The organism is Georgenia sp. TF02-10 (genome assembly GCF_022759505.1).
GTDB lineage: Bacteria > Actinomycetota > Actinomycetes > Actinomycetales > Actinomycetaceae > TF02-10.
Genome location: NZ_CP094289.1, coordinates 3,187,880 through 3,208,649 on the forward strand (window position 1 = coordinate 3,187,880; position 20,770 = coordinate 3,208,649).

Sequence of the window (20,770 nt, forward strand, 5' to 3'; positions counted from 1 at the left end):
TTCCTCACAGCCCCGCCGTGCTCGTGCTCACAGCCCCTGCCAGGCCGGCTTGGCCGCGTAGACCTGCCGGAAGTAGTCGGCGAGGCGGAGCCGGGAGGCGGCGTCCTCGTCGACCAGGACGGTGACGTGCGGGTGGTGCTGCAGGATCGTGGCCGGCCACAGCGCGCTCACCGCGCCCTCGACGAGCTGGTGCACGGCCTCGGCCTTGCCGGTGCCGCTGGCGACGAGGACCACGTGCCGGGCGGACATGATGGTGGCCAGGCCCTGGGTGAGGCAGTGGTGGGGGACGGCGTCGACGTCGCCGCCGAAGAACCGGGCGTTGTCCCGGCGGGTCTGCTCGGTGAGGGTCTTGATCCGGGTGCGGGAGGCGAGGGAGGAGCCGGGCTCGTTGAAGGCGATGTGGCCGTCGGTGCCGATCCCGAGGATCTGCAGGTCCACCCCGCCGGCGGCGGCGATGGCCGCCTCGTAGGCGGCGCAGGTGGCCGGCAGGTCGGCCGCGCTGCCGTCCGGGCCCTGCACCGCACCCGGGGCGAAGTCCACCTGGCCGGTGAAGTCCCGCTCGATGACGTTTCGGTAGCGCTCGGGGTGCTCCGGGGGCAGGCCGACGTACTCGTCCAGGGTGAAGGCACGCGCCCGGGCGAAGGAGACCCGGCCCGCCTGGTGCCGGCGGATGAGCTCGGCGTAGACGGCGAGCGGGCTGGAGCCGGTGGCCAGGCCCAGGACGGCGTCGGGACGCGCCTGCAGGAGCTGCTCGATCTCGTCGGCGACGAGCCGGGCCCCGGCCTCGGCGTCGGGCTGGATGACGACCTCCACGGCATTCCTCCTCGCTCGCCGGCGCCACCTGCACCGGCGCCCGCCACCCTAGCGGGCGGCGGGCGGGGGGCAGCGGGCCCTTCGGCGGCGGCGGGCGGGAAGGGGGAGGCAGCAGCCGGCCAGTTGCCGGCGGCGCCGGGCTGCGCTGGACGCCGGTCACCGGTCGGCCCTGAAGCCGGCCGGCGGGACTGGTTGGCGCCGAGCCCGGCCGGTCTGCCGACTACTGCGTCCGGCAGGCCGTCGTGCGGTCGCGACGGCGGGCAGGACCGGCCACGTCCTGGGGCCAGGTCCTGCCCGCCGCGGGAGGGTCAGGAGGCGGCGACGGCCTTCTTCAGGGCCGAGCCGGCGGAGATCTTCACGCCGTGGCCGGCGGGGATCTGGATCTCCTCACCGGTCCGGGGGTTGCGGCCGGTGCGGGCGGCCCGGTCCACGCGCTCGACGCTCAGCAGGCCGGTGACCTTGACGGCCTCGCCCTTGCTGATGGAGTCCACGAGGACGTCCTGCAGCGCGGACAGGGCGGCGTCGGCCTGGGACTTGGTGAGCGAGGAGCGCTCCGCGATGGCGGCGACGAGCTCGGTGCGGTTGACGGACATAGAATCCCTCTCATCGGTCGGTTCGGGCACCGCCTGGTGGTGCCGCTGCGCCGACACTACGCACACCGCGGCGCCGTTGTCGCATCACACGCCCGCGTTTTCCGCGAGTTCGAGCCGTTCCGGGTGCTTTCGACGCTCGGCGGCGACGGCGTGCCGTCGTTGGCCCAGTCCTCGCGAGCGACGTGACGCCCTGGGGTCGGCGACCGGCCGCCGTCGTCCCGGTTGGGTCCGGCAACCGCCGTGCCGTCCCGGGCCAGGTCCCCCGTCGCCGTCGTCCCGGCACTGCCCCGCTTCCGGCGAGACGCCCGGGGGGCGGCGCCCGGCCGCCGTCGTCCCGGCCGGGTCCGGCAACCGGCGTGCCGTCCCGGCCGGGCTCGCAACCGGCGAGCCGTCCCGGGCCAGGTCCCCCGTCGCCGTCGTCCCGGCGGGCAGGATGGGGGGACACGAGGAGGAGGTCGACATGGAGGAACGTCTGCTGGGCTCGACGGGCCGGCAGGTCTCGGTGGTGGGGCTGGGCACCTGGCAGCTGGGCGCGGACTGGGGCGAGGTGGAGGAGTCGGCGGCCATGGCGGTGCTGGCGGCGGCCGTGGACGCGGGCGTGACCTTCCTGGACACCGCCGACGTCTACGGCGAAGGGCGCAGCGAGCGCCTCATCGGCGCCTTCCGCCGGGCGAACCCCTGGGCGGACGTGCTGGTGGCCACCAAGATGGGCCGGCGCGCGCCGCTGGTGCCCGAGGCCTACCACCTCGACGCGTTCCGGGCGTGGACGGACCGCTCCCGGGAGAACCTGGGCGTGGACCGGCTGGACCTGGTGCAGCTGCACTGCCCGCCGTCGGCGGTCTACTCCTCGGCGGCGGTCTTCGAGGCGCTGGAGACCCTGGTCGCCGAGGAGCGGATCGCCGCCTACGGCGTCAGCGTGGAGACCTGCGCGGAGGCGCTGACGGCGCTGGAGCACCCCGGCCTGGCCTCGGTGCAGATCATCCTCAACGTCTTCCGGCGCAAGCCGCTGGCCGAGGTGCTCCCGACGGCGCAGGAGCGGGGCGTGGGCATCGTCGCCCGGGTGCCGCTCGCCTCGGGGCTGCTGTCGGGGCGGTACGACCACCGGACGGTCTTCGCCCCCGACGACCACCGCAGCTTCAACCGCCGCGGGGAGTCCTTCGACGTCGGCGAGACCTTCGCCGGGGTGGACTTCGAGACCGGTGTCGACGCCGCCCGGGAGTTCTCCCGGATCGTGGCCGAGCTCGGGCCGGCCGGCGCGAGCCCCGCGCAGGTCGCGCTGGCCTGGGTGATCCAGCAGCCCGGGGTCACGACGGTCATCCCCGGCGCGCGGAACCCCGAGCAGGCGCGGGCCAACGCGGCCGCGGCGGACCTGCCCGCGCTCTCCCCCGAGCTGCTGGCCGCCGTCGAGCGGCTCTACGACGAGCGGCTCCGGCCGCTGGTGCACGACCGCTGGTAGGCGCCTGGGGGCGGGCAGGGTCAGCCCAGGAACGGGGCGAGCTGCGCGACGAGCGCCTCGACGTCCTCCGGCGTCGTGTCGAAGGAGGCGACGGCGCGGACGGTGCCGGCGTCCCACGCCAGCACCGGTGCCTGGGCGACCACCCGCGGCAGGGCCGCCGGCGGCACGGCGACGAAGACGGCGTTGGCCTGCACCGGGTACCGCGGCGGGGCGCCGAGGGCGGTGAGCCGGTCGGCGAGCAGGTCCGCGGCCGCGTTCGCCCGCGCGGCGTTGTCCCGCCACAGGTCGTCGGTGAGCAGGGCGAGGAGCTGGGCGGAGACGAAGCGCATCTTGGAGGCGAGCTGGGTGGAGGCCTTGCGCAGCCGGTCGACGGGCTCGGCGAGGGCGGGGTCGAGCACGACGACGGCGTCGCCGAACATCGCCCCGTTCTTGGTCGCGCCGAAGGAGACGACGTCGACGCCGGCGTCGGTGGTGAGCGCGCGGAGCGAGGTGCCCAGGCGGGCCGCGGCGTTGGCCAGCCGGGCGCCGTCGACGTGGACCCGGGCCCCGCGGCCGTGGGCGACGGCGGCCAGGGCCGCCAGCTCATCGGGGGTGTAGGTGGTGCCGAGCTCGGTGCTCTGGGTCAGCGACACCGCCGCCGGGCGGGCGTGGTGGACGCTGCCGTCGTCCTCGAGCGCGGCGGCGAGCTGGTCGGGGGTGATCTTGGCGTCGACTGCCGGGACGGTGCGGGTCTGGATGCCGCCGACGAGCTGGGGTGCGGTGGACTCGTCGGTGACCAGGTGCGCGCGGTCGGTCGTGACCAGGGCGTCCCAGCGCTGCAGCAGCGCCTGCGCGGCCACGATGTTGGCGCCGGTGCCGTTGAAGACCGGGAAGATCCGGGCGTCGGGGCCGAAGACCTCCCGGGCGCGCTCGGCCAGGGCCGCGGTGACGGTGTCGGCGCCGTAGGAGGCTGCGTGCCCCTCGCCGGCCGCGGTGACCGCGGCCAGGACTGCGGGGTGGACGCCGGAGGCGTTGTCGGACGTGAAGCCGCGCGTGGTCATCGGGCCATTGTCTGACGCCGGGAGATGGGCGCTGGCACAGAGCCGGCGGCGGCTGCCGCGGGTCGGCCCGCGGCGCTGACATCAGCGAAGCGCTGGCGGGCTTCGTTCGCTGATAGCACCCGGACGACCGCCGCCGACGAATCGGCGGCGGCCGTGATGCTGGACGACGTCGGGTCTAGAACGGCGGGTCGCCGTATTCGTCGTCGCCGTGGTTCCCGGCGGCGGAGATCGTGCTGGGGCGTGCTCGTCCTCGCCAGGTGTTCAGGGGGGTGGTGGTGCCGTCGAGGTTGCGGCGGTATGCGTGGCCGGTGGGGGTGAGCCACTCGAAGACCCCGGGGGTGGGCTGGGTGGTCTTGAACGTGCCGGCGGACTTGAGGGCGTGGTCGGTGGTGCACTGGGCGCCGAGGCTGTCGGCGGCGGTGCGCCCGCCCTGGGAGAAAGGCCGCGTGTGGTCGATCTGGCAGCGTTCGGCGGGGGTGGTGCAGCCGGGGCGGACGCAGGTGCGGTCGCGGGTGCGGACGTGCTCGGCGAGGTCGGCGGGGGGCCGGTAGCGGGTGCGGCCGAGGTCCAGGACGGTGCCGGAGAGGGGGTCGGTGATCAGGCGGCGCCAGGTGCCGCCGGCGGCCAGGGCGCGGGCGACGTCGGGGCTGATGGGGCCGTACCCGGCGAGCTCGGCCACCTCCCCCGGCTCGGGGTCCAGGACCAGATCCCGCCCACTCCCGCCGGCGGGACCGGCGGGCACACCGCCGGTGCCGGGGCCGGTGCCGGTGCCGGAGCTGGTGGTGGCGTCGTCCTTGGTCACCCCTGCGGTGGCCCGGTCACCGTCACCGACGACGGCGTTACCGTCCCGACTGGCGCCGTTGCCGTCCCCGTCGCCGGTGGCGCCGGTGGTGTCGCCGCTCGTGCCGGTGGGAGCCTCGCCGTCGTGCGGGGGGAGGGCGACGGACAGGGGGATGGTCACGCGGATCTGGGTGCGGTTGGTGCCGGGGTCGCCCAGCGGCATGCCGGAGCGCCAGGACAGCAGCAGGTGCAGGTCGGGGATCTCCCCGAGGCCCGGGCACTCCACCCAGGCGCCGCTCCCGGGCGCCTGTTGGCCGCCCCGGGGCGGACAGTCGGGCGGTAAACCCGACGGTGCCGGCGGGTCGGTGACGCCCAGAGGCACTTCAGGGCGTGACAGGGCAGGGTCAGGCGTTGAGCCAGGCGGACCAGATTCGGGCGGCGAGCCCGGCGGGCCAGGGTCAGGCGGTGCGCCGGTCGCGGGCGCTGCGCGGTCCTCGACGCCGGGTTCGGCTCCCGGGCCGGGCGGGCCCGCGCCCGCGTCCTCATCGGTTGCACGCATCTCACCGTCGTCGCCCGCACCGTCGTCGGTTGCGTCGATTGCGTCGGTTGCGTTCGCCTCGTCGGCCGCGCCCGCGCCGGCGTCGGCCGTGCCGGCGTGGTCGCCGGCGTGCTCGTCGCTGCCTGGGTGGTTGAGGTTCGGTGGTTTGGTTCCGGGTGGGGGGCCGGCCCAGCCGGTGGTGAGGGCGCCGTGGGCGAGGACGGCGAGGGCGTCGGCGCGGAGCTGGTCGCGGGTGCGGTCGTCGCCGTGGGCCTGGGCGGTGGTGGTCATGGCTTCCAGGGCGAGGTCGACCCGGACGGCGTCCTCGGCGGGCAGGACCGCGTACAGCGAGGCCATCCCGTCCGGCAGCGGCGCCGGGTGGGTCACTTTGCGGCCGGCGCGGGCCCGGTGGTGGCGCTCGGTGGCCGCGGCGGGGTCGACCTTGACCAGCGCGGCGGCGAGGTCCTTGACGAGCTGGGCGTGGGTGCGGGTGGGGGCGGTGGGCAGCACCTCGGCCTCGGCCAGGACCGCGACCGGGAGGGCGTGCTCGGCCAGGGTGGTGATGATCGTGGCGGCCTTGCGGTAGTCGATCGCCCCGGACCGCAGGGCCTGGGCGGTGTCGGTGAACGCCCCCCGCATGCCCCGGCCGGTGCGGATCAACCGGTTCGCCTCCGTCACGGAGATGCCCAGGCGCATGGCGACCTCCTGGGCCGAGCCGTCCAGCACCGTCCCGCCCGGGCCCTTGACGGTGCGGGCGTCGTAGATGTCTCGGCACCGGGTGGCGACCACGTCGGCGAGCTCGGCGGACCTCGCGGCGGCCCAGGCCTCCACCCGGCGTATCGCGGCGAGGGCCTCCACCGCGGCGAACCCGTCCAGCTCGGCAAGGTTCACCCCGGACAGCAGGGCGGCGAGCTCGGGCCCTGCCGGGCACCGGGCCAGGGAGTCCGTGTCCACCCCGATGGTGGTCAGCAGGCAGCCGTCCCCGGCCGCCCCGGCCGCCTCCCACCGGGAGTACGGCACCTCGGTCACCGGCACCGGGCCGGGATCGTCCGGGACGACCACGTCGGTCTCGCCGCGGGCCACCGCCAGGAACAGCTCGACCCCCGCCGCCACCTGCTCACCGGTGAGCGTGACGGTCCGGTCCTCATCGGCCAGCGGCTCGCGGGGGGCCATCGCCGATGCGGTTGCGAAGAACTCCTGGACCGGCGGGGTGATCTCCTCCCCGCGGGCCCGGGTCGCCGCCTCCGCCGCCCGGGCCAGCCGGGCCGCGGTCTCCTCCACCTCACCCGGCGCCACCGCGACGTCCCCGGTGATCTCCGAGGTCCGGGCCACCCCGGCCGCCACCGCGGCGTCGGCGAGGACCTGGGAGGCCACCAGCCACACCCGCACCCGCACCCGGGCGTGCGGGTCGTCCCCGGCCGGGCCGCCGCCGGGGCCGTCGAGGGTGTCCTCGTCCCACAGCTCCCCCGCGGTCGCCGCCCGCACCGCCGCGACCCGGTCCTGGGCCGCCATCATCGCCGCGAAGTGGCGCATGTGCCGGCACGGAGAGTTCGACTCGAAGTCCTCGGCGCAGCAGAACCCCCGCGCCTGGGCCGCCTCGTCCGCCGGAGACCACACCAACCACCCCTCCGGACCCGGACCGTCCCACCCCCACCCACCAGCAGACGGACCGGCACCGCCGGGACGACCAGCAGCAGCACCGGGACGACCAGCAGCACCGGCCGCCGGCCGCTTCTCCCGCTCACCATCGAACACAGGTACAGAGTAGATCGGGCCACCGACATCGGACCCCGGCCCGTCCCCACCCCCGCTGAACGGACCGCCAACACGGCCGGAGCGACCCGCAGCGCGGCCCGGACGACCGGGGGCGCCACCGGCTTGAGCCTCGTCCCGCTCCTCCTCGAACATACGTCCATAGTGGGACCGGCCACCGACATCGTGCCGGGCTTGTCCCCAGCCTCGGGGGTCAGCCCCATGCCGCACCACCCCGGAGGGGCCGACAGCACGTCCCGCAGCTGGCTCGGCATGCCCTTCGTTGAGCATGCCGACATGACGGCGGCCTGGCCAGTAGCGTCGACGTTGCCATCTCAGGCGTGTCGACCACGAACGACGCCGTCGCCGTCGCCGTCGACCACGGACGACAGCACCCCTCCGGTCGTGCCACGCGGGCACGAAAGGAGGGGTGCTGCCTGCGGGACCCCGATCGGTCAGGGCCCCGCTGGGGGTGGAGATGGCGGGAATCGAACCCGCGTCCGACGGTGCTGAACCAGGGCTTCTCCGGGTGCAGTCTGCTGCTGATTTTCTCGGCCCCAGCGATCACGCAGACAAGTCGCTGACGGGCCCAGTCATCTAGGTGTCCCCGCTGCCCCGATGACGAGGGCGGCGAGCAGTGGCTCTCTAGTCGACGCCAGGATCCGGGACGAGAGCTAGCCCGGGCTGACGGAGTTCAGGCCTCGCTCAGGCGGCGAGGGCGAACTCGGTGCGCTTGGAATCGGCACCTATTGGTTTGCAGAGAGCGTTGACGAGATGACTCTGCATCCTCGACCCGCTTCCCCTGGGACGACAACCGTCGTCGAAACCGATCATCCCCTGTGGAGTTGTCGCCAGTCCCGCCCGGGGGCGGGGCCTGCGGTGTCATGCTACGGGGTCAACCACCGGCCCCGCACGTTCATTCCCGCCCCCGCCAGAGCGTCGACCGCGGGCTCAGGACCGCTTGCGGGAGGTGAGCTCGTCGAGGAGCAGGGTCCCGGCGATGCCCAGCATGAAGACGTCCTTGGCGATCCCGGTGCCCTCCTGGCTGGGCCGGAACCGGGACCCCTCGGCGGTCAGGCCGGGGGTGCGCAGGTACATCCGCAGGAGCGCGGTGGAGAAGCCGCCCAGGCCCAGGGCCACCAGCCAGGTGGGCACGAACGGGGCCAGCAGGGCGGCGCCGAGCGCGGTCTCGGTCGTGGCGATGAGCTTGCCGAAGTCCTGCGGGGACAGCTCCTTCAGCTGCGGGAACGCGTTGGCGCCCATCTGCTGCAGCCCGGCGGCGCCCTCCGGCGGGAGGTTCCGCTTGCCGAGGCCGGAGTTGAGGATGAAGGCGCCGGCGGCGAGGCGGGCGGGGACGTGGCGGAGCTTGATCGGCATACCCATGGCTTCCTCCTGTACAGGTAACAGGAGTACAGCCTATCGACGGGCGGCCCGGACCACCGCCGCTACCCGGACGCCTGCAGCGACCGGGAACCTCCAGGTGGCGGCGCAGGCGACGGCCTGCAGGTGGCGGCGCAGGCTCGTCGGCCTACAGGTGGCGGCGCAGGCTCATCGCCCGTTGCGCCTCGCGCTCGTCCTGCTGCCGGCGCAGGGTCTCCCGCTTGTCCCACTCCTGCTTGCCGCGGGCCAGCGCGATCTCGACCTTGGCCCGGCCCTTGAGGAAGTACAGCTCCAGAGGCACGATCGTGTGCCCCTTCTCCCGGCTCTTGACGGCGAGCTCGGTGATCTCGTCCTTGTGCAGCAGGAGCTTCCGCTTGCGCCGCGGGCCGTGGTTGGTCCACGACCCCTGCGCGTACTCGGGGATGTGCGCGTTGTGCAGCCACGCCTCGCCGTGCCGGTCGATCTCCACCCAGCCGTCGACGAGGGACGCCCGGCCCATCCGCAGCGCCTTGACCTCGGTTCCGGTGAGCGCGAGCCCGGCCTCGAAGGTGTCGTCGATGTGGTAGTCGTGCCGCGCCTTCCGGTTCCGCGCGACGACCTTCTTCGCGTCCGCCGCGGCCTTGGCCCGCTGCGCGGCGGTCGGCTTCTGCGTCGCGGGGGCCTTGCTGCTGGCCACGTCGGTCACCTCCTGGGTCTGGTCGGGGCGCGCCCACCGTCGTCCGTCGTCGTGCTGGCGCTGCCGGTCCTCAAGCCTAGGTCAGGGCGGGGCGGATCCCGAGGGGATATCGCTGACGGCGCACCCGGCTGACGACCACGCCGCAGGGAGTCCCCCGCGGCGCACCCGCGCGGCGACTCGGCGACGTCGCGAGGGTGCGCCCGGATCAGAAGCCCGGCAGCGTCATGGGGTCGATCGTCACCCCGTCCTTCCAGACCTCGAAGTGGACGTGGCACCCGGTGACGTTCCCGGTGGCGCCCGTGTACCCGATGACCGAGCCCTGGGGGATCTGCTGCCCGGCGCGCACCGCGAACCGGGAGAGGTGGTTGTAGACGGTGACGTAGGAGCTGCCGTCGAGGATGCCGTGGTTCACCAGCACCTGGTTGCCGTGCGTCCCGTTGCCGGCGGCCGGCCGGACCCCGACGACGGTCCCGGCCGCGGCGGCGACCTGCGGGCTGCCGCAGCTCGAGCGCAGGTCGACCCCGTTGTGCATGAACCACCCGCCGGTGATCGGGTACACGCGGTAGCCGTAGGAGGAGGTGACGAAGAGGGAGCCGGACACCGGCGGGATCAGGATCCCCCCGGCCGCCGGGGCGGGAGCGGCGGGCGCGGCCGGGGCCGGCGCCGCGGGGGCCGCGGGGGCGGGCGCGGCCGGGGCCGGCGCTGCGGAAGCGTCCCGGCGCTCCGCGTCCCGACGGGCGGCGTCCCGGGCGGCGGCGTCTGCCTGCCGCTGCCGCTCGGCCTCCGCGGCGGCGGCCGCCGCCGCGGCCTTGCGCTTCCGCTCCTCCTCGGCCTTGCGGTTGGCCTCGTCGATGGCCGCGATCTCCTTGGCGAGCTCGTCGTTGGAGGACTCCAGCTCGTCGATCTGCTCGCCGTGCTCCTTCTTCTTGGCCTCCAGGTCGGCGGCGAGGGCGGTCGTCTCCCGCTCGAGCTGGGCGATCTCCGTCGCGTGCTTCTTCGCGGCGGCACGGGCCTCGTCGGCAGCGGCGACGGCGTCGTCGGCGTCGGCCTTGAGCTCGCCGATGCGGGTGGTGACCGCCTCCTGCCGCTCGGCCTGGTTGCGGGCGACGGCGCCCGCGGTCTCCAGCTCGTCCAGGACCTGGGTCTGGGCCCGGACTGCGCTCTCCCGCACGGCGTAGCCCCGCAGGAAGTCCTCGGTGCTGCCCGCGTCCAGGACGACCGACAGCGAGCTCGCCGCGTGCTCGCCCCGGTAGGTGCTGCGGGCCAGCTCGCCCATGGCCGTCTTGGTGGCGTCGATCCGGGTGCCGCCGTCGGCGATCTCCTCGGCGAGCGCGGCGGCCTCGGCCTCGGCGAGGTCGAGCCGGCCGGCCACCTGCGCCTGCTTGCTCTCCGCGGCGGCGAGCTTGTCCTGCGCCTCGGCCAGCGCGGCCTGGGCGACGGGCAGCTTGGTGCGGACGTCCTCCAGGGCGAGGTAGGCGGCGGCGAGCTCGCTGTTGACCCCCTCCAGGGACGCCTCGACCCGCTCGCGCTCGGCGGCGTTCTCCTCCTGCTGCCGCACCAGGTCGTCGCGGGTGTCGGCCTGCGCGACCGCCGCCGGGAGCGCCACGGCGAGGGCGAGGGCGAGTGCGGTGGCCCGGACCAGGCGGCCGCGGCCGCGGCGGCCCGTGCCGGCACGGCGAGCGGTACCGCCCAGACGGCCACGGCCGCCGTCGGAAGGGACGGGACGGGCGCCGTCGGAAAAGACGGGACGGTCGCCGTCGGGAAGCGCAGGACGGGCGCCGTCGGGCCGGGTCCGACGACGGCGGGTGCCCCTGAGGCGGACGGGACGGGCGCCGTCGGGGCGGGCCGAGCGGACGCCGTGGGGCTGCTGGTACATCTGTCTCCTCATACCCGTGTGTAGCGGCCCAGGGTCACCACGGAGCTGACGGCCGCGAGCAGGATGGCGGCGAGGACGAGGAAGGGGGCGATGGCCCACACGTCGGCGGTGCCGACGTACTGCACCCAGGGCGTGGAGGAGGCCAGCCAGTCCTGGACGAGGTAGCGCACCCCGGCCAGCAGGCCGGCCACGGCCAGCACCGCGCCGGCGAGGGCGGCGATCGCGCCCTCGAGCATGAACGGCAGCTGGATGAACAGGTTCGACGCGCCCACCAGCCGCATGATGCCGGTCTCCCGGCGGCGGGACATGGCCGAGAGCCGGATGGTGGTGGTGATGAGCAGGACCGCGGTGACGATCATGACCGCGCCCAGGCCCACCGACATCAGGGTGGCCCGGTTGAGGACGAGGAAGAGCGGCTCGAGCTGCTCGCGCTGGTCGACCACCACCTCCACGCCGGGGCGGCCGTCGAGCTCGTCGGCGACGATCTGGTACTGCTCGGGATCGACGAGCTTGACCCGGTAGGAGACCTGCATCTGGTCCACCGTCAGGGACTGGGCCCAGACGGTGTCCTCCATCTGCTCCTGGAAGGCCTCGTACGCCTGCTCCTTGGTCTCCAGGTAGACCTCGTCGACGTACGGCGCGAGGGCCTCGGACTCGAGCAGCTCGCCGATGTCGGCGATCTGCTCCTCGGTGGCCTCCCCGGCGGCGCAGGCGGGCTCGGCGGAGTCCGCCGGGCACATGAACGCCGAGACCTCGACCTTGTCGTACCAGTCGTTCTTCAGGTTGCCGATCTGGGCCTGCAGCAGGGCGGCGGCGCCGACGAACATCAGTGAGACGAAGGTGACCAGGGCCACCGAGACGGTCATCGCGAGGTTGCGGGTGAGGCCCTGGAGGGTCTGGGAGAGGACGAACCGGATGCGCACGTGGCCGTCCCCTCTACCGGCTCGCACCGTAGACGCCGCGGGACTGGTCGCGGACCATGACGCCGTCGGAGAGCTCGACGACGCGCTTGCGCATCTGGTCGACGATGTCGTCGTTGTGGGTGGCCATGACGATGGTGGTGCCGGTGCGGTTGATGCGGTCGAGGAGGCGCATGATCCCGATCGAGGTGGTGGGGTCGAGGTTGCCGGTGGGCTCGTCGGCGAGGAGGAGCTGGGGGCGGTTGACCATCGCGCGGGCGATGGCGACGCGCTGCTGCTCGCCGCCGGAGAGCTCGTGCGGCAGGCGGCGCTCCTTGCCGTCCAGCCCCACCAGCTCCAGGGCCTCCGGGACGGTGGTGAGGATGTGGTGCCGGGGCTTGCCGATGACCTGCAGCGCGATGGCCACGTTGTGGAAGACGGACTTGTCGGGCAGCAGCCGGAAGTCCTGGAACACCGTGCCGATCTGCCGGCGCAGGTGGGGCACCTTCCACCGGGAGACCTGGGCCAGGTCCCGCCCCAGGGCGAGCACCCGCCCGGAGGTGGGCCGCTCCTCGCGGAGCACCAGCCGGAGGAAGGTGGACTTGCCGGAGCCGGAGGCGCCGACGAGGAAGACGAACTCGCCCCGCTCGATCTCCAGGGTCACCTGGTCCAGCGCGGGCCGGGCGCCGCGCGCGTAGACCTTGGAGACGTTCTCGAACCTGATCATGCCCCGGGGCGGCCAGTCTCGACGGCAGGGAGGTACAGCTCTGGCCGCTCCGAGACTAGACAGGTCGGCGACGGCGGTGGCTGACCGACACGCCCGTTCTCCCGGCCGGGCCGGGGCGGCGGCAGGGCCAGGGCGGCGGCAGGGCCAGGGCGGCGGCAGGGCCGGGGCCGGCAGCAAGGGCCGGGCCCGGCGGCAGGGCCGGCGACGGCGCCGTCAGGCTTCGGCGAGGACCTGCTGGTTGTTCTTGCGCCAGCGGATGCCGGCGTCGATGAAGTCGTCGATCTCGCCGTCGAAGACCGCCGCCGGGTTGCCGGACTCGTGCTCGGTGCGCAGGTCCTTGACCATCTGGTAGGGCTGGAGGACGTAGGAGCGCATCTGGTCCCCCCAGGAGGCCTTGGCGTCCCCGGCGAGCTCCTTCTTTTCCGCGGCCTCCTGCTGCTGCTTGAGCAGCAGCAGGCGGGACTGCAGCACCCGCATGGCGGCCGCGCGGTTCTGGATCTGGGACTTCTCGTCCTGCATCGAGACCACGATGCCGGTGGGCAGGTGCGTGATGCGGACCGCGGAGTCGGTGGTGTTGACCGACTGCCCGCCGGGGCCGGAGGACCGGAAGACGTCGACCCGGATGTCGCTCTCCGGCACGTCGATGTGGTCGGTCTTCTCGATGAGCGGGATGACCTCGACGGCGGCGAAGGAGGTCTGCCGGCGACCCTGGTTGTCGAACGGGGAGATCCGCACGAGCCGGTGGGTGCCGCCCTCGACGGACAGGGTGCCGTAGGCGTAGGGGCCGTCGACCTCGAAGGTGACCGACTTCAGGCCCGCCTCCTCGGCGTAGGAGGTGTCCAGGACCTTGGTGGCGTAGCCCCGGCGCTCGGCCCAGCGCAGGTACATCCGCAGCAGCATCTCGGCGAAGTCGGCCGCGTCCACGCCGCCGGCGCCGGCCCGGATGGTGACGACGGCGGACCGCTCGTCGTACTTGCCGGACAGCAGGGTGCGCACCTCGAGCTCGGCGAGCTCCTTGGCGATGGCGGTCCGCTCGCGCTCGGCGTCGACGAGGAAGGCGTCGGCGTCGGCGCCGTCCTCCTCCTGCCCCAGCTCCACGAGCGCCTCGAGGTCGTCGATCCGGCGGGTCAGCCGCTCGACCCGCTCGAGCTCGCTCTGGGCGTGGGAGAGCTGGGAGGTGACCGCCTGGGCGGCGTCGGGGTCGTCCCACAGGTCGGGGGCGGCGGCCCGCTCGGAGAGCTCGGCGATCCGGGCGCGCAGGGCCGCCGGGTCCGTCACCGCCCGGATGGACTCCAGGGTGGAGCGGAGCTCGGCGATCTCGTGCGGGAAGTCGGTGGCCACGCACCGAGATTACGCGATGGGGCCTGGGTCCGGCCGGGCCTGGACCGGCCGGACCGGCCGGCCCGGCCGCCGTCAGACCGGGCGGTGGAGGCCGGGCCCGCCCCGTCAGGTCGGCGCCCGCCCCGTCAGGTCGGCGCCGGCACCAGGTGGCGGGCGAACCAGTCCGCGGCCAGCGCGCCGGCCTGCTCCAGCGCACCCGGCTCGGGGAAGAGGTGGGTGGCGCCGGGGACGACGGCGAGGTCGCACTCCCCGGGCAGCTGCGCCTGCGCCTGCCGGTTGAGGGCGAGCACCTCGGTGTCCCGCTCCCCGACGACGAGCAGGGTGGGGGCGGTCACCTCTCGCAGCCGCGGAGCGGCCAGGTCGGGCCGGCCGCCGCGGGAGACGACGGCGCGGAGCCGGGCGGGGCGCTCCGCGGCCGCCCACAGCGCGGCGCCGGCCCCGGTGCTGGCGCCGAAGTAGCCGAGCGGGAACTGGTGGAGCGCGGGCTCGGCGGCCGTCCAGGAGGTGGCGGCCAGCAGCCGGTCGGCGAGCAGCGGGATGTCGAAGACCCGACGCCGGTCGGCGGCCTCCGCCTCGGTGAGGAGGTCCAGGAGCACCGTGGCCAGGCCCGCGGCATGGAGCAGGTCGGCGACGGCCCGGTTGCGCGGGCTGTGCCGGGAGCTGCCCGAGCCGTGCGCGAACAGCACCACGCCGGCGGCGGCCGCCGGCATGGCGACGTCGGCCGGCAGGGGGCCGGCGGTGCTCGGGACGGCGGCCTCGTACCGACGGACCGACGGTCCGGCGGGTGCCGGGTCTGTGGGCGGGTCGGCCGTGCCCCGGTCCGGGGCGGGTGTCTCGCTCGCCCGGTCCGGTCTAGGCTCGGCCGGCGCCCGGTCCGGGGCGGGACTCCCGCTCGCCCGGTCCGGGCCAGGCGCCGGGTCCGGCACTGGCTCCGTCGTCACCCGGGCCGGCCCCGACCCGGCCGGCTCCCGGTCCGCCCGCTCGGTGCGGCGGGCCTCGGCGAGCAGGTCCCGGACCTGCGCGTCGGTAACCTGCCGGAAGTCCTCGTACCAGGCGCCGACGGCGAGGAGCCGGGCGGGCTCGGCCAGGGCGATGAGCTCGTCGACCTCCTCCCGCAGCGCGGCGGCGACGTCGCCGGCGACGACGGGGACGGCCAGCACGATCCGCGCGGCGCCGCGGGCGCGCAGCACCGCGACGGCGGCGCGCACGGTCGCTCCGGTGGCGATGCCGTCGTCGACGAGGACGACCTCGCGCCCCGCGACCTCCTCCCCCGCCCCGGGGCCGCGCCAGGCCGCCACCCGCCGGTCCAGCTCGGCCCGTTCGGCCGCCGTCGCCGTCTCGATGTCGGTGGCGCTCACGTGCCGCACCACCGCCGGGTTCAGGACGCGGGTGCCGTCCTCCCCGAGCGCGCCCATGGCGAGCTCGGGCTGCCAGGGCACGCCGAGCTTGCGCACCACGACGACGTCCAGTGGGGCGCGGAGGGCCCGGGCGACCTCGGCGGCGGCAACGACCCCGCCGCGCGGGAGGCCGACGACGACGGTGCCGGGCCCCCCGGCGACCCGCGCGGCGAGCTGCTCGGCGAGCCGGCGCCCCGCCTCCCGGCGGTCGGTGAAGATCTCCTGGGTTGCGGCCATGCCTCAGCGTCCCCCATCGCCCCACCGGGGACAACGACCGCACCCCGGCCGGCCGGCTGCGCGCCCGCCTCGAGCTCGGACGGCTCAGGCGGCGCCGCGCCGGTACGCCGGCGTCGTCAGCGCGAGCACGGCGAGGCCGGCGAGGACCGCCCCGAGGATGACCACGGACATCGCCGCCGCGTCCTCGCCGAGCACGCCCACCAGCGGGCTGATCACCCCGGCCACCCCCGCCTGGAGCGCCCCGACCAGCGCCGCCGCCGCACCGGCCCGCTCGCCGTGGCGGGTCAGGGCCAGCGCCGAGGCGTTCGGCGGGATCACCGAGTTGACGGTGAGCAGCAGCCACAGCGGGACCAGCAGGCCCACCAGCCCGCCGGCCCCGGTCTCGGCGACGAGGAGCAGCACGACGCCGAGCGCCGCCGCCACCGGCATGGCCACCCGGAGGATGGCGAGGGGAGCGAAGCGCCGGACCAGGGACGCGTTGACCTGCGAGCCCAGGATGATCCCGACCCCGTTGACCGCGAACAGCAGCGCGAAGACGTTGGCGGAGAGCCCGTACCCCTCCCGGAGCACGAACGGGGAACCCGCCACGTAGCTCATCAGGGCGGCCAGGCCCAGGCCGGGCAGGACGGCCAGGCCCATGAACTGCCGGTCCCGCAGCAGGGTCCGGTACCCCCGCAGGGTCCCGCCCAGCCCGTCCCGCCGTCGTCGGGCCGGGGGCAGCGTCTCGGGCAGGGCGAGGGCGACGACGACGAGCAGCACCAGCCCGAGCACGGCGAGCGCGCCGAAGGTGCCGCGCCAGCCCCACCACCCGGCGATCAGCCCGCCGAGCGACGGCGCGAAGAGCGGCGCGACGCCGATGACGAGCATGAGCCGGGACAGCACCACCGACGCGCCGGCGCCGCTGTACCGGTCACGGATGACGGCCATCGCGCAGACGGTGGCGGCGGAGTTGCCGATGCCCTGGATCACCCGGAGCGCCAGCAGCGGCAGGATGTCGGGCGCCACCATGCACAGCACCGACGCGACGACGTGGATGCTCACCCCCACCAGCACCGGGCCGCGGCGGCCGTGCCGGTCGGACAGCGGTCCCATGAGGAGCTGGCCCAGGGCGCCGCCGACGAGGACGCCGGTGATCGTGCCCTGGACCAGGGCGGCGGTGGTGGACAGGTCGGCGGCGACGTCGGGCAAGGACGGCAGGTACAGGTCGGTGGTGACGGCCGGCAGGGCGGCCATCGCGCCGACGAGGACGACGAACGCCGCGCCCGGGCGCGCGGCGGGGGCGGGGAAGCTCACGGGGCGGCATCGTCCCACGTGGCAGCGTCTGCGCGCGGTGCCGGTCCAGGAGGCCGTGCACCGGCGGGGCGTGCGGCCGGCGCGGTGGGCCCGGACGGCTCAGCCGCCCCGGGCGGTCGCGGTGGCCTGCAGCGCGATGCCGCCGCGCCACCGTTCGAGCACCCACGGCACGAGCGGTGGCCGGGCCACGCTGCTCAGCGTGACCTGGGCGGTGTACCCGTCAGTGGTGCCGGTGGGCTCGGCCACCCGCAGCTGGTCGAACTCGCCCAGCAGGTCCGCCGGGGCCTGCCCGAGGTAGGCGTCCACCGCGGAGCGGACCGTGGTGTCGGTGAGCGGCACCCGGGTCGGGGTGCCGGCCCCGGCCTCCTGGGTCGTGTAGTACGTCACGGTGTCCAGGGCGTCGGCGGCGTCGGCGGCAGCGGCGTCGGCGAGGGCGAGGAGCCGCTTGCGCTCGATGTGCACCGCGGTCGCGGAGGCGACGACGAGCACGAGGACGAGCGCCAGCACGGCGAAGCCCAGGGTGAGCAGCATGATCTGGCCGGAGTCGCCGTCGGCCCGCTGGCCCCACCCGTGCCGGCCCCACCAGTCCCGCCCGCCGACCGCCGGCGGGCTGCGCCGACGGCGACCGACCGCCGCCGGTGGCGAGGACCGCCAGCCGCCCAGACCGCGGCGGGCGGACGCTCCCCCGCTCATCGCTCGGTCTCCCGGAACTCCCCGACGACGGCGACGTGCGTGGCGTGCACCGGCACGGCCACCGGCACAGCCCGAGCGAGCACGTCGGGGACCAGCGGCAGGTCGACCTCGCTGCGGACCTCGACGACGACGCGGGCGCCCGGGGTCAGGCACGGGTCGGCGGTGCAGGTGGCGGTCAGCGCCGCGGCGCCGTCGACGGCGAAGCCCTGGTCGGCCAGCGCGAGCTCGACGGCGGCCCGCCCGCGCGCGGTGGCGTCGGCCATGGTCTCGGCCTGGGCGACGATCCGGCCGGCCTCGCGGGCGGCGCCCTCGGTGGCGAAGGCGGCGGCCTGCACCCGGCCGAGGGTCAGCACGAGGTAGACGAGCGGGACGAGGAGCAGGAGCGTCACGCCGAGGAACTCCACCACCGCGCTCCCCCGGTCCGCGCCGTCGGCGTCGAGGCGGCGCCACCACCGGACCAGGGCGATCATGGCCCGGCCCCGGCCGGGTGCGGCGGCTCGAGCACGGCGTGGCCCTGGACCTCCAGCACGCCGGTAGGCCCGAGCAGCCCGATGACCGGGAGCGGCGCGCGGACCGCCACCCGGACGAGCGTGCTGCCGCCCCGCTCGACGGTGCTGGCCGCAACGTCCTGGCCGTACCGCGGGGACAGGCTCAGGCCGATGAGCTCCTCGGTCCGGGCCGCCCCCTCGGCCGGGCTGGACCCGAGGAGGGCGCCGCGCCGGGCCCCCTCGGACGCGGCGTCGACGAGGGTGTTGCGCACGTGCAGGGCGAGGCCGAGCTGGAGGACCGCAACGACGAGGGTGAGGACGAGGACCGCGACGAGGATGAAGTCGACCATCGCCGACCCGCGGGTCGGGGCGGCGGCGAGCCGGGACCAGCGGCCGCCGGGACTGGGGCGTGCGGACGGGGCCGGTGCGGGCCGTCCCGGTGCGGGAGGCGCCGGCACGAGCGGCGCCGACGCAAGTCCTGGGGCGGGCCCTGGGGCGACCCGCACGGGCGCACCGCTCAGACGCTGAGCACCCGGTTGATCGCCGTCTGGAACACGTTGGTCAGGGCCGGACCAGCGATCGCCCAGATCGCGATGACCAGGCCGGCGGTCATCAGGGTGACCAGCACCCAGCCGGGCACGTCCCCGCGCTCGGGGTCGTCCTCCCGGTGGGGCCAGGTGAGGTGGGGCCAGGCGAGGTGGGCGGTGAGCAGGAGCAGGGTGGTCCACATGGGTCGGTCCTCCAGGGGTGCGGGTCGGGACGGGGCCTGGGCGCTGAACGGGGGCGGTAGATGCGGCAGGGGCGGCGGATGCGGCAGAGACCGCGGACGGGGTGGCATCGCCGGATGAGGCGAGGCCGGAGGTTGCGGCGTGGCCGTTCGGCGAGACGGGGGCGCTGCCGTTCGGCGCGACGGGGCCGGCGGGCGAGACCCGGCCGTCGCGCGGGACGGGGCCGCCCGACGAGACCCGGCCAGGGCCCCGGGCCGGCGCCGGCCGGGGCGCGGTCATAGGCCCACCTCGAGGACGGCGAGGCCGGGGAACACCGCGAAGAGGACGGTGACGGGGAGCACCAGGAAGACGACCGGGACCATCATCATGATCTCCTTCTTCCCGCCCGTCTCCATCAGCTCCTGGCGGGCGCCCTCCCGGGCGTCCTGGGCCTGGGCGCGCAGCACCTCCGCCAGCGGGGTGCCGCGCTCGAGCGCGACCGCGATGCCCTCGGCGAACCGGGCGACGGTGGGGGCGTCGGTGCGGCCGGCCATCCGCTCCAGGGCCACCACCAGCGGCACCCCGGAGCGGGCGTCGACCAGGGTGCGGCGGACCTCGGCGGCGAGCTCGCCGCGGGTGGTGCCGGCGACCCGCTCGAGCGCACCGACCGGCCCCTGCCCCGCGGAGACGGCAAGCGCGAGGAGCTCGGCGACGTCGGGCAGCTCGGCCCGCATCCGCTCCTGGCGGCGCCGCGCGGTGGTGGTGAGCACCCGGTCGCGGGCCACGGCGCCACCGACCCCGGCGAGCAGAACCCCCGCGAGCAGCGGCACCAGCGGCGCGCCCCGCAGCGTGCCCAGCGTCAGGGCCCCCAGCAGGGCCACGGCGACGGCGACGGCGGCCCACACCAGCTGCTCCATCCGGAGCTGGTCCGGGGTCAGGTCGCTACCGGCGAGCTGCAAGCGCCGACGGATGCTGACCGTGGAGGAGCCGAGCCGCTCCAGGACCCGGCTGGCGTCGGCGAGCCACGGGGTCAGCAGCCGCTCAAGGGTGGGGAAGGGCGTGTGCAGCTGCCGCTCGGCCAGGAGTCTGGAGGTGCGCGGCCGCTCCCGCAGGTAGGGCGTCAGCCGCTCCGTCAGGGTGATCCGGCGGGCGGCCAGGCGCCACAGCACCAGGCACAGGCCGAGCCCGCCGACCAGGCCGGCCAGCGCGCCGAGCGCGGCGGGGCTCATCGCAGCACCCGCTGGTCCTCGGGCAGCCGGCCGATGCGCACCATCAGCCAGTAGGCGGCCGCCGAGCAGGCCCCGCCGAGGGCCAGGACGACCACCCCGGCGGCGGTGCTGTAGGCGGCGGTCGTCTCCTCCCGGGTGGCCAGCAGCACGAGCACGAGCCACGGCGCGGCGACGGCCAGCCGGGCGCCGTTGACGGTCCAGGACTGCCGGGCCTCGAGCTCGCCCCGGGTGCGGAGGTCCTCGCGAAGCATCTGCGCCAGGGTGCGCAGCAGCCGGCCCAGCTCGGTGCCGCCGACGTCCCGGGTCAGCCGCAGCGCCTCCACGATCCGGTCCGCGACCGGGTCGGCCAGCCGGGCCTTGAGCGTCTCCAGGGCGTCGTCGAACCGGCCGGCGGCGCGGTAGTCCTCGGCGAATCGGCGGAACTCCGTCCGCACCTCCTCCGGCCCCCGCTCGGCCAGCGCGATCAGCCCCTCGGGCAGGGACAGCCCGGCCCGGATGCCCGAGGCGAGGTCGTCGATGACCTCCGGCCACACCGTGCGCAGCAGCGTGCGGCGGTGGCGGGCCCGGGAGCGCACCAGCGCCCAGGGCAGGGTGCCGGCGAGCACGGCGAAGCACGCCGCGATCGGCGCGGCGGTCAGCGCCAGCCCGAGCAGGCCCACCGCGGCGCCCAGGCCCAGCGAGGTCAGCAGCAGCGACGTGGGGCTGACGGCCGGCGCGCCGGCCTGGACCAGGAGGTCCTGGGTGCGCTGGGTCCAGGTGGGCCGCGAGCGCCGGCGGGGCGCGGCGGGCGGGAAGCAGGAGAACCAGACGGAGAGCAGACCGGCGCCGAGGAGCAGGCCGGCGACGACGCCCACC

Annotated in this window: 19 protein-coding genes and 1 other RNA gene; 1 reads left to right on the forward strand and 19 read right to left on the reverse strand. The window is 75.6% G+C overall.

Annotation, left to right across the window (positions count from 1 at the left end):
- Positions 1 to 27: 27 nt before the first annotated feature.
- Together nagB and MF406_RS14515 are read right to left on the reverse strand one after the other, a co-directional pair.
- The gene (nagB, locus tag MF406_RS14510; protein WP_242895118.1) at positions 28 to 813 is read right to left on the reverse strand and encodes a glucosamine-6-phosphate deaminase; all 786 of its coding nucleotides are present in this window, start codon (positions 811 to 813) and stop codon (positions 28 to 30) included.
- A 308-nt stretch (positions 814 to 1,121) separates the two neighbouring features.
- Positions 1,122 to 1,406, reverse strand: a complete 285-nt coding sequence (locus tag MF406_RS14515) for an HU family DNA-binding protein (RefSeq protein ID WP_242895120.1) — start codon at positions 1,404 to 1,406, stop codon at positions 1,122 to 1,124.
- A gap of 460 nt (positions 1,407 to 1,866) precedes the next feature.
- On the opposite strand from MF406_RS14515, the gene MF406_RS14520 reads away from it, so the two are divergent.
- A complete protein-coding gene (locus MF406_RS14520; protein ID WP_242895122.1) occupies positions 1,867 to 2,862 on the forward strand; it encodes an aldo/keto reductase in 996 nt (331 codons plus the stop codon).
- A 20-nt stretch (positions 2,863 to 2,882) separates the two neighbouring features.
- On the opposite strand, the gene MF406_RS14525 is transcribed toward MF406_RS14520, so the two are convergent.
- From MF406_RS14525 to MF406_RS14610, 17 genes are all read right to left on the reverse strand, one after another.
- On the reverse strand, positions 2,883 to 3,902 hold the full coding sequence (locus MF406_RS14525) for a low specificity L-threonine aldolase (protein WP_242895124.1): 1,020 nt from the start codon (positions 3,900 to 3,902) through the stop codon (positions 2,883 to 2,885).
- Between the two features lie 175 nt (positions 3,903 to 4,077).
- Positions 4,078 to 6,837, reverse strand: a complete 2,760-nt coding sequence (locus MF406_RS18910) for an HNH endonuclease signature motif containing protein (RefSeq protein ID WP_305852965.1) — start codon at positions 6,835 to 6,837, stop codon at positions 4,078 to 4,080.
- 605 nt (positions 6,838 to 7,442) lie between these two features.
- Positions 7,443 to 7,810, reverse strand: a transfer-messenger RNA (tmRNA) gene (ssrA, locus tag MF406_RS14540).
- A 113-nt stretch (positions 7,811 to 7,923) separates the two neighbouring features.
- On the reverse strand, positions 7,924 to 8,355 hold the full coding sequence (locus tag MF406_RS14545) for a hypothetical protein (RefSeq protein ID WP_371744517.1): 432 nt from the start codon (positions 8,353 to 8,355) through the stop codon (positions 7,924 to 7,926).
- A 145-nt stretch (positions 8,356 to 8,500) separates the two neighbouring features.
- The gene (gene smpB, locus MF406_RS14550) at positions 8,501 to 9,028 is read right to left on the reverse strand and encodes an SsrA-binding protein SmpB (RefSeq protein WP_242895126.1); all 528 of its coding nucleotides are present in this window, start codon (positions 9,026 to 9,028) and stop codon (positions 8,501 to 8,503) included.
- A gap of 205 nt (positions 9,029 to 9,233) precedes the next feature.
- Complete coding sequence (locus tag MF406_RS14555; protein WP_242895128.1) at positions 9,234 to 10,634, reverse strand: M23 family metallopeptidase; 1,401 nt, start codon at positions 10,632 to 10,634, stop codon at positions 9,234 to 9,236.
- 278 nt (positions 10,635 to 10,912) lie between these two features.
- On the reverse strand, positions 10,913 to 11,827 hold the full coding sequence (gene ftsX, locus MF406_RS14560) for a permease-like cell division protein FtsX (protein WP_242895129.1): 915 nt from the start codon (positions 11,825 to 11,827) through the stop codon (positions 10,913 to 10,915).
- Positions 11,828 to 11,840: 13 nt separating this feature from the next.
- The gene (gene ftsE / locus MF406_RS14565) at positions 11,841 to 12,530 is read right to left on the reverse strand and encodes a cell division ATP-binding protein FtsE (protein WP_242895131.1); all 690 of its coding nucleotides are present in this window, start codon (positions 12,528 to 12,530) and stop codon (positions 11,841 to 11,843) included.
- 213 nt (positions 12,531 to 12,743) lie between these two features.
- Positions 12,744 to 13,871 carry a peptide chain release factor 2 gene (prfB, locus tag MF406_RS14570; RefSeq protein WP_242895133.1) on the reverse strand — a complete coding sequence of 376 codons (1,128 nt, stop codon included), beginning with the start codon at positions 13,869 to 13,871 and terminating at the stop codon, positions 12,744 to 12,746.
- Positions 13,872 to 13,996: 125 nt separating this feature from the next.
- Complete coding sequence (locus MF406_RS14575; protein ID WP_242895134.1) at positions 13,997 to 15,505, reverse strand: alpha/beta family hydrolase; 1,509 nt, start codon at positions 15,503 to 15,505, stop codon at positions 13,997 to 13,999.
- Between the two features lie 84 nt (positions 15,506 to 15,589).
- Entirely contained in the window at positions 15,590 to 16,798 is a 1,209-nt protein-coding gene (locus tag MF406_RS14580) for a multidrug effflux MFS transporter (RefSeq protein WP_242895136.1), read from the reverse strand.
- Between the two features lie 99 nt (positions 16,799 to 16,897).
- On the reverse strand, positions 16,898 to 17,491 hold the full coding sequence (locus MF406_RS14585) for a hypothetical protein (protein WP_242895138.1): 594 nt from the start codon (positions 17,489 to 17,491) through the stop codon (positions 16,898 to 16,900).
- Positions 17,488 to 17,961, reverse strand: coding sequence for a pilus assembly protein (locus tag MF406_RS14590; protein ID WP_242895140.1), 474 nt, complete (start codon positions 17,959 to 17,961; stop codon positions 17,488 to 17,490). Before MF406_RS14590 ends, MF406_RS14585 begins: the two co-directional genes overlap by 4 nt.
- The gene (locus tag MF406_RS14595; RefSeq protein ID WP_242895142.1) at positions 17,958 to 18,329 is read right to left on the reverse strand and encodes a TadE/TadG family type IV pilus assembly protein; all 372 of its coding nucleotides are present in this window, start codon (positions 18,327 to 18,329) and stop codon (positions 17,958 to 17,960) included. Before MF406_RS14595 ends, MF406_RS14590 begins: the two co-directional genes overlap by 4 nt.
- Before the next feature lie 167 nt (positions 18,330 to 18,496).
- Positions 18,497 to 18,709 carry a hypothetical protein gene (locus MF406_RS14600; RefSeq protein WP_242895143.1) on the reverse strand — a complete coding sequence of 71 codons (213 nt, stop codon included), beginning with the start codon at positions 18,707 to 18,709 and terminating at the stop codon, positions 18,497 to 18,499.
- Positions 18,710 to 18,982: 273 nt separating this feature from the next.
- On the reverse strand, positions 18,983 to 19,915 hold the full coding sequence (locus tag MF406_RS14605; protein ID WP_242895145.1) for a type II secretion system F family protein: 933 nt from the start codon (positions 19,913 to 19,915) through the stop codon (positions 18,983 to 18,985).
- A complete protein-coding gene (locus MF406_RS14610) occupies positions 19,912 to 20,769 on the reverse strand; it encodes a type II secretion system F family protein (protein ID WP_242895147.1) in 858 nt (285 codons plus the stop codon). Before MF406_RS14610 ends, MF406_RS14605 begins: the two co-directional genes overlap by 4 nt.
- Position 20,770 lies beyond the last annotated feature (1 nt).